Below are 13,579 nucleotides of genomic sequence, written 5' to 3'. Positions count from 1 at the left end.
CCTCCGACCGGGCTTACACTCCTCTCATCCCCGCCCATGAAGAGGGCGAACCGGTCGTTCCGTTTGCGGGTGGGGTGCGGAGGCCTTTTGCGGCGGGGGTCACGATCCCGGCGCGGGAGGTCGGCAGGGCCTTGACGGCCGCCCCGTGTCGCGGGGCAGCGGCGCCGGGTTCGCGAGCGGTCGTTTCGGGCCGGCCTTGCGGCGGGGGAAACCTTGCCGGCGGGCAGCTTGCGGATCTCGTGTCGTGGGCGATCCAGACCGCCCGGGCTGATCGGGTTTCGAGCCGAACCTTCGCGCGCGGGGCGCCGGATCGTCCGAGAGGGCGGTCAGGCAAACCCGATGATCCCTTTTCCGCCGGCGCGCCGCCTGAGCGCCGACGAACCGTGCGCCCCGCGCCCCTCTTCGCGTCCTGACGCGACAGTTCCCTTCGGCCGATCGACCGATCGACGTCACCCGCGCATAAGCGTTGCGCGGGCGTTTCGTCGTGGCCGCTGGCTCCGGCCGCGGCTGCGTCATCGGGCGGCCGAGGGCTCGCACGCGAGCCGCTTTTTTCCTTTCGCTGTCGGAATGCGGTTTCGTCATTCGTCCTCGGTCTGAGCCTGCCCGCCACGGGAAGGCGACAAGCGCTTGCATGAGGAGAATGCGTGATGGCGACGGCGAAGAACACGATCTGCATCTGGTACGACAAGGACGCCGAGGCGGCGGCGCGCTTTTATGCCGGCCTCTTTCCGGACAGCGCCGTCACGGCCGTTCATCGCGCGCCCTCCGATTATCCGATGGGCAAGGCCGGCGATGTGCTCACCGTCTCATTCACCGTCGCCGGGATCCCGTGCATCGGCCTCAATGGCGGGCCGATGTTCCAGCATAGCGAGGCGTTTTCGTTCCAGATCGCGACTGACGACCAGGAAGAGACCGACCGCTATTGGGACGCCATCATCGGCAATGGCGGCAAGCCGAGCGCCTGCGGCTGGTGCAAGGACCGATGGGGCATTTCCTGGCAGATCACGCCGCGCGCGCTGACCGACGCCATGATGGCCGGTGGCGCCGAGGCGAAGCGCGCCTTCGATGCCATGATGGAGATGACGAAGATCGACATCGCCGCCATCGAGGCCGCCCGCCGCGGCTGAGGGGCGCGCTGTGCCCGATCGGCCACAGGGTGATGCCATGCGGCCGAGATGGGTTGCCGCAGGGGCAGCGATGGCGCCATAGTCATCGCATCCGCTGTGCGCAGCCGAGGAGATCCCGATGAGAACGTTCATGTCCAAGTCGACTGGAATTTCTGTTCACCGGGACATGAGCCTTGATGCCTTCATCAGCCGATCCAGCGCTTCGCGACGCCGATGCGCGCCCTAGACATTTTCGCCTGAACCCCTTCCGCCGCGCGGCTTCGCCGGCGGACCAAACTTCGCCGTCGCGCCGGCCCTTCGATCACGCGCGGCGATTCCTGGCCTATTACGCGCCGCATACATGGCTGCTCGCGGCCGATATCGGCTCGGCCGTGCTCGTCTCGGCGACGGCCCTGCTGCTGCCGCTCGCCGCCAATCTGGTGACGCGGCATCTCGGCGATCTTGCCGGCGAGGCCGAGCCGCTGCGGCCGATCCTGATCATCGGCGCGGGCATGCTCGGCCTGCTTGCGCTGCAGGTCGCCTGCGTGTTTTTCGTGGACTATCAGGGCCATGTGATGGGCGCCAAGATCGAGGCGCGCATCCGCAAGGAACTGTTCGAGCATTGCGCGCGGCTGTCGTTCGGCTTTTACGACCGCGAGCGCACCGGCCAGTTGATGAGCCGGATCACCAACGACTCGTTCTGGCTCGGCGAGCTCTATCATCACGGCCCGGAAGACCTCGCCATAGCGCTGCTGAAATTCATCGGCGCGCTGACGATCCTCGCCTTCATCGATCCCGTGCTGACGCTGGCGATCGCGGCGCTGGTCCCGGTCGCGACCCTCTATGCGCTGCATTTCAACGGCCGCATGAACCACGCCATGCGGGCGAGCCGCGAGCGCATCGCCGCCGTCAACGAGCGCGTCGAGGATTCGCTGGCCGGTATCCGCGTCGTGCAAAGCTTCGCCAACGAGGCGCTGGAGACCCGGCGCTTCGATGCGGAAAATGCCCGCTTCCTCGAGAGCCGCAAGGATGGCTATCGCAGCGAGGCATGGTTCTCGGTCGGGACGACGACCTTTGCCGAGCTCGTCACGGTGCTCGTCATCGTGCTCGGCGCGGTGCGGGTGGTGACGGCGGATCTCACCGTCGCCGACCTGCTGACGTTCCTGCTCTGCGTCGCCGTGCTGGTCGATCCGGTCAACCGGCTGGCGAATTTCGTGCGCCTCTGGCAGGAGGGCTATAGCGGCTTCGTGCGGGCGATGGAGTTGCTCGACGTCGCGCCCGAGATCACCGACCGGCCGGGCGCGCGCGACCTCCCCGCCCCGCGCGGCGCGGTTCGCTTCGAGCAGGTGTCGTTTCGCTATGGAGAGGCGGGGCCGCCCGTCTTGAAGGATCTCTCGTTCAGCATCGCGCCGGGAGAATTCGTCGCGCTTGTCGGCCCCTCCGGCGTCGGCAAGAGCACGCTCGCGGCGCTGATCCCGCGCTTTTACGAGGCGACGAGCGGACGCGTGCTGGTCGACGGGGTGGATGTCCGCGACGTGACGCTCGCCTCGCTGCGGCGCGCGGTGGGCGTCGTGCAGCAGGATGTCTATCTGTTCGCCGGCAGCGTCGCCGAGAACCTGCGCTATGGCCGTCCCGATGCGCCTGATGATGCCGTCATCGCCGCCGCCCGGGCGGCGCATGCGCATGACTTCATCCTCTGCCTCCCCGAGGGCTATGACAGCGACATCGGCCAGCGAGGGGTCAAGCTTTCAGGCGGGCAGAAGCAGCGACTGACGATCGCCCGCGCCTTCCTGAAGGATCCGGCGATCCTGATCTTCGACGAGGCCACCAGCGCGCTCGACACGGCCAGCGAGCGCGCCGTGCAGCAGGCACTGCTGGCGCTCACACGCGGGCGCACGACGCTGGTGATCGCGCACCGGCTTTCCACGGTGAGGCATGCGGACCGCATCCTGGTCCTGACCGAGGACGGCATCGTCGAGGAGGGAACGCATGACGCGCTGATGGCGCGAGACGGCGTCTATGCCGGGCTGCATCGCGTGCAAGGGCGGATCTGACCGGAGCCGGTGCGCGTGGCGCACCGGCTCACCATTCAACTTTCGAATGACTTCGCCGGGAAATCGCGCTATGGTTGCATCTGCTGGTGCGGCGCGTGACTGGATCGAGCCAAAGGAAAAAAGGCGCCGGCCAAGGCCGACGCCTTCCTTCTCAGGTGTTTCTCGAAGTCCTCAGCTCGGCTTGCCGGCCGTCGGCTGCGCGACATAGCGGAGATAGGGCTTCACGGTCTTCCAGCCGGCCGGGAACTTCTCCTTGGCCGCCTCGTCCGACACGGCCGGCACAATGATGACCTCGTCGCCGTTTTCCCAGTCGGCCGGCGTCGCGACCGAGAATTTGGCGGTGAGCTGCAGGCTGTCGATGACGCGGAGGATCTCGTCGAAGTTGCGGCCGGTCGAGGCCGGATAGGTCAGCGAGAGCTTCAGCTTCTTGTCCGGCCCAATGACGAAGACCGAGCGCACCGTCGTCGTGTCGGAAGCGTTCGGATGGATCATGCCGTAGAGATTGGCGACGGTCTTGTCGTGATCGGCGATGAGCGGGAAATTGAGCGTCGCGCCGGTCGCGTCCTTGATGTCGGTGACCCACTGGTCGTGATTGGTCAAGAGATCGACCGAGAGCCCGATCAGCTTGACGTTGCGCTTGTCGAATTCGGGCTTCAGCTTCGCCGCCGCGCCGAGTTCGGTGGTGCAGACGGGCGTGAAGTTCTTCGGATGCGAGAACAGCACGCCCCAGCTATCGCCGAGCCACTGGTGAAACGAGATGCGGCCTTCGGTGGTATCGGCCTCGAAATCGGGAACCACATCGCCGAGATTCAGTGCCATATCGAGATGTCCTCGTTGCTGCGGTCGCCTCACGCGCCGCGGAATGCCTCAGCGGCGATTATCGCATGGCGACTTCGCCGGTCAATCGCGCAATTCCGCCAGTCTTGAGCAAGACTGTGCGATTCTGAGAGTTCATTCGCGATTCCATTCCTCATCGGGTGGGTATCAGCCCGATCCGAAGAAAATTCATCCGCGGCGTCGGAGCTCGAGTGGCTGATGAATCCTTAACGAACTCGGTGCAAAATGCGGTTGAGGGGCGGGCTCTGGACGAAACAAGGACGACTTCGATGGCGGAACTTTCGCATGCTGCCCGATCGCGCTTGAGGCGCCAGACGCGGCTGCTCGGAACGATGCTGGCGCTGCTGCTCGCCGGCGTCACCCCGGCGCTCGCCAGCGACAGCCTGCAGACGACGCCGGCCAAGGTCCTGTTCAGCCGCATGAATACGCCGCTGCCGATGGAGGCACGCTCGATCGGATCCTATGCGAAAGGGTGCCTAGCGGGCGCGATCGCGCTGCCGGTCGATGGTCCCGATTGGCAGGCGATGCGGCTCTCGCGCAATCGCAACTGGGGCACGCCCGAACTCATCGCCTTCACCGAGCGCCTCGCCGACAGTGCCAAGACGCTCGACCAATGGCCTGGCCTGCTGGTCGGCGACATGGGCCAGCCGCGCGGCGGCCCGGCACTCACGGGCCATGCCAGCCACCAGATCGGCCTCGATGTCGACCTGTGGCTGACACCGATGCCGAAGCGGACGCTGTCGCTCGACGAACGCGAGACGATGGCGCCGAAGTCGATGGTCGATGTGAAGGCCCGGCGGATCGATCCGTCGGCATGGACGAGCGGCCAGTTCAAGCTGATCCGCCGCGCCGCGCTCGATCCGGAAGTCGCCCGCATCTTCGTCAATCCGGCGATCAAGAAGCAGCTCTGCGTGAGCGCTGGCGGTGATCGCGGCTGGCTCAATAAGGTGCGGCCCTGGTGGGGCCACACCTATCACTTCCATGTCCGACTCGACTGCCCGCCAGGCATGTCGACATGCGTTCCGCAAAAGGCACCGCCACCCGGCGATGGCTGCGGGGCGGAACTCGATGCCTGGCTGCAGCCGCCGAAGCCGGTCAAGCCGCCGACGAAGCCTGTGAAGCCGCCGGCACCGCCGCGCCAGATCATGCTGTCGGACCTGCCGCCGGCCTGCCGGGAGGTGCTGCTCGGCGCACCGCCCGGGATCGCGCCGCAGCACATCGTCGCCGCCGGCCGGCCGGTCGCCGCGGCGGTGCCCGCAGAAGACAGCCCGCCCGGCGTCGACGTGGAAAACCCGGCCGATACGCAGCCGACCGGGTCCCTTCACTAGACGCCGCGCGATGCACCGTCGCTGCCAGAACGGCGGCGGCTTGCGGGCCGATCAGGCCGCCGAACGCGCCGGTGCCGGTGGCGTGATCCAATGGCGGATCGTCGCCTGGCTGCGGGCATATTGGTCGACGACGTGAAGCTCTGCGCCAAGCTCGGCCGCAGCGCGCCAGGGCCAGCGCGGATCGGCGAGAATGGCGCGCGCCAGCGCCACCATGTCGGCCCGGCCGGATGCGACGAGCCCTTCGGCTTCGGCCGGCGTTGTGATCAGGCCGACGGCCCGGGTGGGAATGCCGGCCTCGCGCTGGATCGCTTCGGCGAACTGTGCCTGGTAGAGCGGGCCGATCGGGATCTTCGCGTCAGCCACATTGCCGCCCGACGACGCGCAGATATAGACGACGCCCTCGGCCTTCAGCGCCTTCGCAACCGCGATCGCATCCTCGATCTGGAAGCCGCCCTCGACCCAGTCACTCGCCGAAAGCCTGGCACCGACGAACATATGCGCCGGCAGCGCCGCGCGCACCTCGCGGGCGATGGTCACGATCAGCCGCATGCGATTGTCGAGGCTGACGCCCCAGCGATCGGTCCGATGATTCGAGATCGGCGACAGGAATTCGTGCAGCAGATAGCCATGCGCGCCATGCAGTTCGACAAAGTCGAAGCCGGCCCGCTCGGCGCGCTGCGCCGCCTGGACGAAGGCCGCGATGACACGTTCGATGCCGGCCTCGTCCAACGCCTCCGGCATCGGATAATCCGGCGCGAACGGGATGGCCGACGGGCCCACCGTCTGCCACGGATCCTCGTCCGGACCGAGACCACCCTGGCCGTCGAACGGAATCCGGGTCGACGCCTTGCGCCCGGCATGGCCAAGCTGGACGCCCCACACGGTCGACGCGGGCGCGAAGCGGCGCGCTGCCTCGAGCGCACGGCGGGCACTCGCCTCATTGTCGTCCGAATAGAGCCCGAGGCAGCCATGCGAAATGCGGCCGCGGCGCTCGACGCCCGTCGCCTCGACCGTCACCATCGCAGCGCCGGAGACGCCCAGCGACGTCCAATGATGGAGATGCCAGTCCGTCGCCGAACCATCGTCAGCCGAATACATGCACATCGGCGCGACGGCGATGCGATTGGACAGCGTACGCGGTCCGAGCGTCAGGGGAGAGAACAGAGCTGAGGCCATGAAGCGGTTCCAGGGTGGGGGATCGTGAGACTGGCCGGAGATAGGCCGTCCGCGCGCCAAGCGAAAGGCCGCGCGGCGCAGTGCCCGATCACGCTCGGTTGATCCGCCACCAGCCGGCAACCGCATGGCGCGGCCGATGGGCCGGCAACACCTCATGCGGAATGTCTTCCGAGAGCATCAGCACCATGCGCCCGACCTGCGGCAGCACCGTCGTCACCGGCTCGCCCAGGTCGGCAGGATCTCGCCACAGCCTGAGCGCGCCGCCATCCGCCTCGCCCCAATCCGGATCGAGATAGCCGACGAAGGACACCACCCGGTTGCGCGCGCCCTCAAGGGAATCGAGATGACGGCCATAGAAGCCCCCGACCGGATAGGCGATGTAATTGCATTCGAAATCGAACAGGCCGAGGAACAGCCGGGCATTGATGGCGCGCCGCAACGTCTCGGCGAAATCAAGCAAAGCCTGTTCGGCCGCCGTGCCGCCATCGAGCCAGCGGATCGAGGCGCGGCGAACATTGCCGTCGCGTCGATAGGCGGCCTCGCGGCCGACGCCGGCAATGCTGAGGCTGCCCGCTGCCTGCAACGCCAGGAGTTCGGCGCGAAGCCGCGCGGCGAGCGCGACCGGGAAGACATCATCGGCGACGGCATAGCCTGTCGCCACAAGCTGCTCCATCAGCGCATCGAGCGCCGGCGAAGCATCGCAGGATGCGGCCGCGCCGCTCAAGATGCGATCGGCTCAATGCGGCCGGGCGGTGCCCGGCTGGGCGCCGGCATGCTGGCGTGGCGGGCGAGGTCATCCAATATCTTCATCGTCAATCTCCCGTCGAAGTTGGAGCACCGTCAGGCGGAGACGCGAAACCGCGCCGGCCGGACGGCCAAAAGGAGCAGCGCGCCAAGGACGCCGAAAACCAGCCACACCGGCAGCGCCAGCAGCGCTGTCGCAAGCGGATCCCAGGCGAAGCGGCCGAGATGAGCCTCGACGACCGCCTCAGCACGGCCGAGGCTCGCCGGGCTCACCGCCAGCCAGGCCTCGCCGAGCGGTGTCAGCACGAGCGCAGAAGCCGCAATTGACTTGGTGCCGTCGACGACCAGCCCGATGACGGCACCGGCGAGGGCGAACAAGCCCGCAAGGCGCACGACAAGACGAAACATCAGGAATAACTCCAGCGCGCCCACCTCTGCCGGAGCGGCTGGCAATCATGCCGCATTAGACGGAAGAGGCCAAGCATGACGATGTCGAGCGGAGAACCGGCGCACAACCCTCCCCGTCGGGACCGGGCGAGGACCTAGGAGATGCGACCGCATTTACGAGGGCTATCCCCGACAAGCGCACTCCGGCGGAAAGCACACGCCTGCCGATCGCGCTGATGCGCGGCAATCGAGCCGGCATGTGAGATTGCGGCTGTCGTCGGCGAGACGCCCTCGATTGGTCCGGGGCAGCGTCGTTCATGTGCCGGCGGTTAAGAGGACGGGTGCTATGACGACGCGGAACGTGGATGATGAACACCGTCGGGTGCCAACCGAACGTGCGCCCTTGCGCCGCCGCAGCGCTTCGTGATACCGCACCGCTCGTCCGGCCGGCTGTTCCACAGCCCGCGCGGCGTCCCGGCGACAAAACCGCGGGAGACGCCAACGGCAGCGCTGCAAGGCGCAACGGAGGGGTGGCCGAGTGGTTGAAGGCGCACGCCTGGAAAGTGTGTATACGGGAAACCGTATCGCGGGTTCGAATCCCGCTCCCTCCGCCACTCAACATCATCGCACCAGAATCAAGCATCTGATTTAACTAATAGTTTTGGTATTTTGACAATCGACGCGATCGGACGCACCTCAATTCTCTACCCATTTCGCTACTCATTGTGCTACCCCTCGACTTAGTCTCACGTCGTTTCTGATTGGTCGAGGAGTGCGTTGTGGCGAAGGAGATCCAGCTCGTCCTGCGGGGCGGCGTCTACCAGCTGAAGCGCCGCGTGCCGGTCCGCTATCGGGGGACCGAGCCGCGCAAGGTCGTCTGGTTCTCGCTGCACACCGACTCCGAGACGGTCGCGCGCAGCAAGGCGCTGACGCTCTGGAATGAGCTCGTGCAAGCCTGGGAGGCGCGGCTCGCCGGCGACAGCAAGGATGCAGAGGCTCGTTTCGCCGCCGCGCGCGAGCTTGCCGAGACGCGCGGCTTCCGCTTCCTGCCGGCGAAGCGGGTCGCCGAGCTTCCGGCCGAGGAACTGATCGCACGGGTCGACGCCATACCGGTCAGGAACGGCAAGCCCGACCTGGTGGTCGCCGCGGCTGTGCTTGGCAGCGCGACGCCTCCCCCGATCACCATCACGCGGGCGCTGGACCTCTACTGGACGCTGGCGGCCGACAAGACCCTCGGCAAGAGCGAAGACCAGGTCCGCCGCTGGCGCAACCCGCGCAAGAAGGCCATCACCAACCTGGTTGAGCTCATCGGCGACAAGCCGCTCCGCGAGATCACCGCCGAAGACATGCTCGACTTTCGCGAGTGGTGGATGGAGCGGATCCTCGCGGAAGGGATCACGCCGAACAGCGCCAACAAGGACCTGATCCACATCGGCGACATCCTGAAGACCGTGAACAGGATGAAGCGGCTGCAGCTCGACCTCCCTCTCGGGGGCCTGTCCTTCAAGGAGGGCGAGCGCGACGCCCGGCCACCATTTTCCGTCGAATGGATCCGCACCAGGCTTCTCGCCGACGGCGCCCTGGCGGGGCTCAACACCGAGGCGCGCTGCATCCTGCTCGGCATGATCAACACTGGCTATCGCCCTAGCGAGGGCGCCGGCCTGCTGCCACATCACATCCACCTCGACACCAATGTGCCGCACATCAGCATCGAGCCGGAGGGGCGCCAGCTGAAGAGCCCGCGTGCGCGGAGGCGCATCCCGCTCGTGGGGGTGAGCCTCGAGGCGTTCAAGGCGTGTCCGCAGGGCTCCCCGCGCTACCGGGACAGCCCTTCTCTCTCCGATACGGTGAACAAGTACCTCCGAGAGAACGGCCTGCTGCAGACGCCGGAACACAGCCTCTATAGCCTGCGGCATTCCTTCGAGGACCGCATGCTGGCAGCGCGGGTCGACGACCGGATCAGGCGCGACCTCTTCGGTCATCGCCTGAGCCGTGAGAAGTATGGCGACGGCGCATCGCTCGAGCACTTGGCCGAGGTGGTTCAGTCCTTTGCCTTGTGATTGGAGGCGATGATCCGTGCGCGTGCGACCGGGTCGTTGGCTACCTCGAGCGCGGCGACGTGGCGCTCGAGAGCCTGGAAGATCGGCGAGTAGGCCGGATCCTCGATGACGAGCAGGGCCACCTTGTCCCTCGCCGCGACGTATTTCCGCACATTGATTTCGACACCGAAGGGCATGCTGCAGTCCTTTGAAGTTTGCTTCCGGCAAGCATTTATAGCGACGAGACGAGCGGAGATGCACACGGGCTGACCCGAGCCGCAGACGCGCGCATTCGACCGCCGACGCTCGCGGTGCCGTGGGCTCCGCGAGACGTCAGAGGGGGACGCGCCCGGTCCTCATCGGACGCGCCTGAGGAGACCGCGCCTAGGCGGCGATATCAGTGCAGGTGTGCCGGCTGATCGCCTTCACCCGGATGCGAGGCTTATCGGCGGGATCATCATGATGATTAACAGGCATGTCCACGAGCGGGTACCGCCTGATCGCCCCTTCCAGCAGCCGCATGTACGCCGGCGAGGTTACGCCCGTCGACGGCTGGCCGACATAGTGGCCGAACCTGTCGGCAGCCTTGTAGACGCGCCGCAGGCGACGCCTGACATTGTCGACCATGCGCCAGTGAGAGCCGGCCTGCAGCATGCTCGAGATCTCCTCCTTGAGGTGCACCGCCCGGCCTTCGAGAAGCGAGGCACGGCCCCTTACGCCGAGGCGATACAGGGCCTTGCTGTTAGGGAGAGGCTTGCTCACGCGGCGTCCTCACGATCGGAGGCGGAAGCCGAGGAGTTGGACGAAGGATCGGTCGCCGAGTTGCGCTGCCAGTACGGCCGGGCATTCGGATGGGCGTCATAGAAGTCCTTGTTCGCTGCTTCGAACGCCGCCTTTGCCGTATTGATGCGCGCACGAGTGGCGTTCGCGGCAGTCCGATCCTCGTCGTCGGGCCAAAGGTCAATCTCGCGACCAGTGTGTGCTTCGACAAAGATCAGGGCGTCCGCGAGACCGCCACCATGAACAGCGCGGGCCAGCGCACACATATCGACCATATCGCTCCGCTCCTGCATCTCCCGAGGCAGATGCTGGATCGCATCGATCGCGTAGAGCAGAGCCTTCGCGAGGACGTAACCGTCACGTCCCGTGACGCTTTCCGACTGCGGAGCCACCGGACGCACCACGTGAACTACGTCAAGCCAGGGCTCGGGGTCGGACTTGAACTCATGCAGCGCGACGACGAGGCCGTCCGGGGAGTTGAACACCTCGACCCAATAAATGTCCTCAAACTCACGATCGGCCTTGATGGCACCGGCCGGACGATCCGTGTGCATCAGTTCCATAAGGCGTCCGGAGAACGCCTTCCGCCCGACAGTCTCGATCGTGAAGCAATCGGTTGCCGCACTGGTCGGGCTGCTGTTAAATTCCGACGACATTGTCTTCTCCAAGTTGACGATGTAACGAGCCAGCCCTCACGGTGCTGGTGGTGACTGCCGGTGCGGTGCCAGCCGCATCGGCAGCGATCTCTTGCTCACTCGCCCTTGACGGCAATTTCCTTGAACGAGTGACGAACTTCCTTATCCAGGCGTCGCCGGAGCTCAGACAGACGCGCAACGTCGGCGAGCGCCTGTTTCCTCGTCGCAGGGTCGGATAGATCGGCGCGCTCGATTTCGGCGAGGCGGGCGTCAATCTCTTTGATCTTGTAGGTGTTGATCAAGACCGACAGGAGCTGTGCGCTCACGCGGAGGGCGTGTACCGCTCGCTCCGCCTTGGCGGTCGATCCGGTCGAGCCGTGGTCGCCGACATACCTCTCGCCAAGCGTGTCGACTTCGTCCTCATCGGCGAAGTTTGGAGGCTGCATGCCGACGCCCGTGAGTTCGGCGCCGATCAGGTCGTACAGCGAATTGGGATCATTCAGGTCCTCTTCGTCGAGGAACCGGGCGAACGTGCGCCTGAGATAGGCTGCGGCCTGATCGGGCGCGACCTTGAGGGCCTGCCGTTGCCGCTCGCGCGACTTTCTCTTCCGCTCCGCGTCGCTCATGCCCATCTCGGCCTCCGTCGTGACTGTGACCGTATATTGTCACAACACGTGGCCGCGTCAAGCGAGATTTGTAGATGACACGGTTAGCGACTCCGCATCGCTGAATGCAGGAGGTTTCTGCTGGCTCGACGAGCCGTTGCGCGGGCCAGGAAGGGACCGTGGCGCCCTACTTTGCGCTCCGCCGGGGCATTCGTCCGATACCTACTCAGGGAGATGCGCCCGACGGCGAACAACGGACTAACCGCTGCTCATCGGCGCAACAACCGGCTGCCATTGCGTGCGCACGGATAGCCACGAGCATTCAGCAGAGCTACAGGCTGGCGACGCCCTCGGCGATCTCGATGGCCTCATTCTGCGTGTTCGGGAAGGCTCTCAGCAGGCCCCGCGCTTCGAACTCCGAGAGCTTGGCCAGATTGCTGTTCCGCCCCTTGTCGGGCGGATAATAGTCGAACGACACGCGTAGCGTCTCCAGCAGCGCGCGAACAGCGGGCTCGTCGACCATCCAGATGGGCTGCTTACTCGCAGCCGCCTTGTCGAAGGCCAACGTCCGTGCGTTGCGGGCGCGGAAGGCAGCGACATATTTGGTGCCACCTTTCTTCGTCTCGGATGGATGCGCGCGAAACGAAGGATGCGCCGCCATTGCCGCAAGGATGGCATCGCGGGTGGGATTGGCCGGTACGGGACGGACTATGCCGGCAACGCGGGATTTGGAAAGCAAAGACGCAGGCTCCTTCACAGGTAGAGATTGCGCGGCAACTGGCGGCGCACTGAAAGAAGTATGCACTTGCCGGCCTTCCGCGCGCGTCATTTGTGGCGCCTACGTTTGTCGGCCTGCTTCGCGGACCCGTCAATCTGGTCGTCGAGATTGCGCTTCGGTGCCGGCTCGGTGCTCGCAAGGATCGGCACACAGGAATTGACCAAGCGATCAGCCACTGTCGCCCAGGCGGAAATATCGGCTATGTCGGAGTTCCGCATGGAATCACCTTCGATGGCCAACGGCTTTCTTCGAGCAATTGAGTCTGCTACGCGGTCCGGCGCCGGTCCGCCGCATCGTGCCCCGTCTGATCGATCACGTGCTGAGCACGAGATTGATCTTGGCAAGGTCTTTGGGGTGTGTCTGACGTCCGGTATGGGGCCGAAAGCGGTCCGGCAGCTTTTGGTCGAGGCCCCATAGAAAGCAGCCATTGCGCGGAGAGCCTTGCCAATCTCATCTGTGGCCCTAAGGGGTTAGGCGGCTTTACATAGAACCGGGCGTGCGACGTGGTGGCGGATTTGCACTGCCACGTGTTCGAGGACGACAAGTCTGTCGCTCCCTGAGAAGCATAGCGACAAGCGATGGCGAGTGCATTTACCTCCCTGCGCCGCGAGCCATCGTCTACCGTCTCCAGCGCCTCGTCGACCAAGTGGCTGGCCCAAACGGCACGTCCAGGCACGCATATTGCGGCTCATTGGTCCACCTCACCCGACTTGAGACGCTTCTAGGTCAAACCTGAGTTCGCGCGACACATACCTCGGCCGGGCCGCCCCAATGCATTGCTCGAACGATCCATCATCTCGCCACCTCACGACGGCCGAGCGACCCGACAGATTCAGACAAAAAGGCACAGGCTGTCGGCTACCGCAACGGCTACAGCTTGCCTAGGGCGCGCGGCGGGTCGATGGCCACCACTTCGCTCGTCGGCGAATCGGTACACTAGCAATTTCTCTTCCCGGTGCGGCACGAGCGCCTTGGTCCAGGCTCGATGTCCGTGCAAAAAGCACCCTACCACGCCGATTCACATCCCATTGCCAGCGACGACCGTTGGTGGCTGGGTTAACGAAATGGTGCTTCAATGCACTATGGTATTTCGGCCGACGAATCGGCATG

At 65.6% G+C, this 13,579-nt stretch carries 14 protein-coding genes and 1 tRNA gene; 5 read left to right on the top strand and 10 right to left on the bottom strand.

Annotated elements, in window-relative coordinates; all coding sequences use genetic code 11:
* Nucleotides 1-647 precede the first annotated feature (647 nt).
* Entirely contained in the window at nucleotides 648-1,127 is a 480-nt protein-coding gene (locus tag LB518_RS24375) for a VOC family protein (RefSeq protein WP_224580495.1), read from the top strand.
* Between the two features lie 176 nt (nucleotides 1,128-1,303).
* A complete protein-coding gene (locus LB518_RS24370; RefSeq protein ID WP_224580494.1) occupies nucleotides 1,304-3,160 on the top strand; it encodes an ABC transporter ATP-binding protein in 1,857 nt (618 codons plus the stop codon).
* A gap of 171 nt (nucleotides 3,161-3,331) precedes the next feature.
* On the opposite strand, the gene LB518_RS24365 is transcribed toward LB518_RS24370, so the two are convergent.
* Nucleotides 3,332-3,979 (bottom strand): peroxiredoxin, encoded by a 648-nt coding sequence (locus tag LB518_RS24365; protein WP_224580493.1) that lies wholly within the window; start codon nucleotides 3,977-3,979, stop codon nucleotides 3,332-3,334.
* 287 nt (nucleotides 3,980-4,266) lie between these two features.
* On the opposite strand from LB518_RS24365, the gene mepA reads away from it, so the two are divergent.
* The gene (gene mepA, locus LB518_RS24360) at nucleotides 4,267-5,325 is read left to right on the top strand and encodes a penicillin-insensitive murein endopeptidase (protein WP_224580492.1); all 1,059 of its coding nucleotides are present in this window, start codon (nucleotides 4,267-4,269) and stop codon (nucleotides 5,323-5,325) included.
* Nucleotides 5,326-5,376: 51 nt separating this feature from the next.
* Here mepA and LB518_RS24355 read toward each other — a convergent pair whose 3' ends face one another.
* The 3 genes from LB518_RS24355 to LB518_RS24345 all read right to left on the bottom strand — a co-directional run bounded on the left by LB518_RS24355 (nucleotide 5,377) and on the right by LB518_RS24345 (nucleotide 7,653).
* Nucleotides 5,377-6,501, bottom strand: a complete 1,125-nt coding sequence (locus LB518_RS24355) for an NADH:flavin oxidoreductase/NADH oxidase (protein WP_224580491.1) — start codon at nucleotides 6,499-6,501, stop codon at nucleotides 5,377-5,379.
* An 88-nt stretch (nucleotides 6,502-6,589) separates the two neighbouring features.
* Entirely contained in the window at nucleotides 6,590-7,225 is a 636-nt protein-coding gene (locus LB518_RS24350) for a 2OG-Fe(II) oxygenase (RefSeq protein ID WP_224580490.1), read from the bottom strand.
* Between the two features lie 116 nt (nucleotides 7,226-7,341).
* A complete protein-coding gene (locus tag LB518_RS24345; protein WP_224580489.1) occupies nucleotides 7,342-7,653 on the bottom strand; it encodes a hypothetical protein in 312 nt (103 codons plus the stop codon).
* Nucleotides 7,654-8,156: 503 nt separating this feature from the next.
* On the opposite strand from LB518_RS24345, the gene LB518_RS24340 reads away from it, so the two are divergent.
* Nucleotides 8,157-8,246: transfer RNA gene (locus LB518_RS24340), tRNA-Ser, on the top strand.
* 165 nt (nucleotides 8,247-8,411) lie between these two features.
* Nucleotides 8,412-9,692, top strand: coding sequence for a DUF6538 domain-containing protein (locus tag LB518_RS24335; protein WP_224580488.1), 1,281 nt, complete (start codon nucleotides 8,412-8,414; stop codon nucleotides 9,690-9,692).
* On the opposite strand, the gene LB518_RS24330 is transcribed toward LB518_RS24335, so the two are convergent.
* The 6 genes from LB518_RS24330 to LB518_RS24305 form a co-directional block, all read right to left on the bottom strand.
* Complete coding sequence (locus tag LB518_RS24330; protein WP_224580487.1) at nucleotides 9,674-9,868, bottom strand: hypothetical protein; 195 nt, start codon at nucleotides 9,866-9,868, stop codon at nucleotides 9,674-9,676. The two genes, LB518_RS24335 and LB518_RS24330, sit on opposite strands and share 19 nt — an antisense overlap.
* A gap of 187 nt (nucleotides 9,869-10,055) precedes the next feature.
* Nucleotides 10,056-10,433, bottom strand: a complete 378-nt coding sequence (locus LB518_RS24325) for a hypothetical protein (protein ID WP_224580486.1) — start codon at nucleotides 10,431-10,433, stop codon at nucleotides 10,056-10,058.
* Nucleotides 10,430-11,107 (bottom strand): hypothetical protein, encoded by a 678-nt coding sequence (locus LB518_RS24320; protein WP_224580485.1) that lies wholly within the window; start codon nucleotides 11,105-11,107, stop codon nucleotides 10,430-10,432. Before LB518_RS24320 ends, LB518_RS24325 begins: the two co-directional genes overlap by 4 nt.
* A 95-nt stretch (nucleotides 11,108-11,202) precedes the next feature.
* A complete protein-coding gene (locus tag LB518_RS24315) occupies nucleotides 11,203-11,718 on the bottom strand; it encodes a hypothetical protein (protein WP_224580484.1) in 516 nt (171 codons plus the stop codon).
* 304 nt (nucleotides 11,719-12,022) lie between these two features.
* On the bottom strand, nucleotides 12,023-12,520 hold the full coding sequence (locus tag LB518_RS24310) for a hypothetical protein (RefSeq protein ID WP_224580483.1): 498 nt from the start codon (nucleotides 12,518-12,520) through the stop codon (nucleotides 12,023-12,025).
* Nucleotides 12,517-12,708, bottom strand: coding sequence for a hypothetical protein (locus tag LB518_RS24305; RefSeq protein WP_224580482.1), 192 nt, complete (start codon nucleotides 12,706-12,708; stop codon nucleotides 12,517-12,519). The genes LB518_RS24310 and LB518_RS24305 overlap by 4 nt, the downstream gene beginning before the upstream one ends.
* Nucleotides 12,709-13,579 lie beyond the last annotated feature (871 nt).

The organism is Mesorhizobium sp. BR1-1-16 (assembly GCF_020165495.1).
Classification (GTDB): Bacteria; Pseudomonadota; Alphaproteobacteria; order Rhizobiales; family Kaistiaceae; genus Kaistia.
The sequence above is the reverse complement of the archived record's forward strand: the minus strand, read 5'-3'. Positions and strand labels throughout refer to the sequence as shown.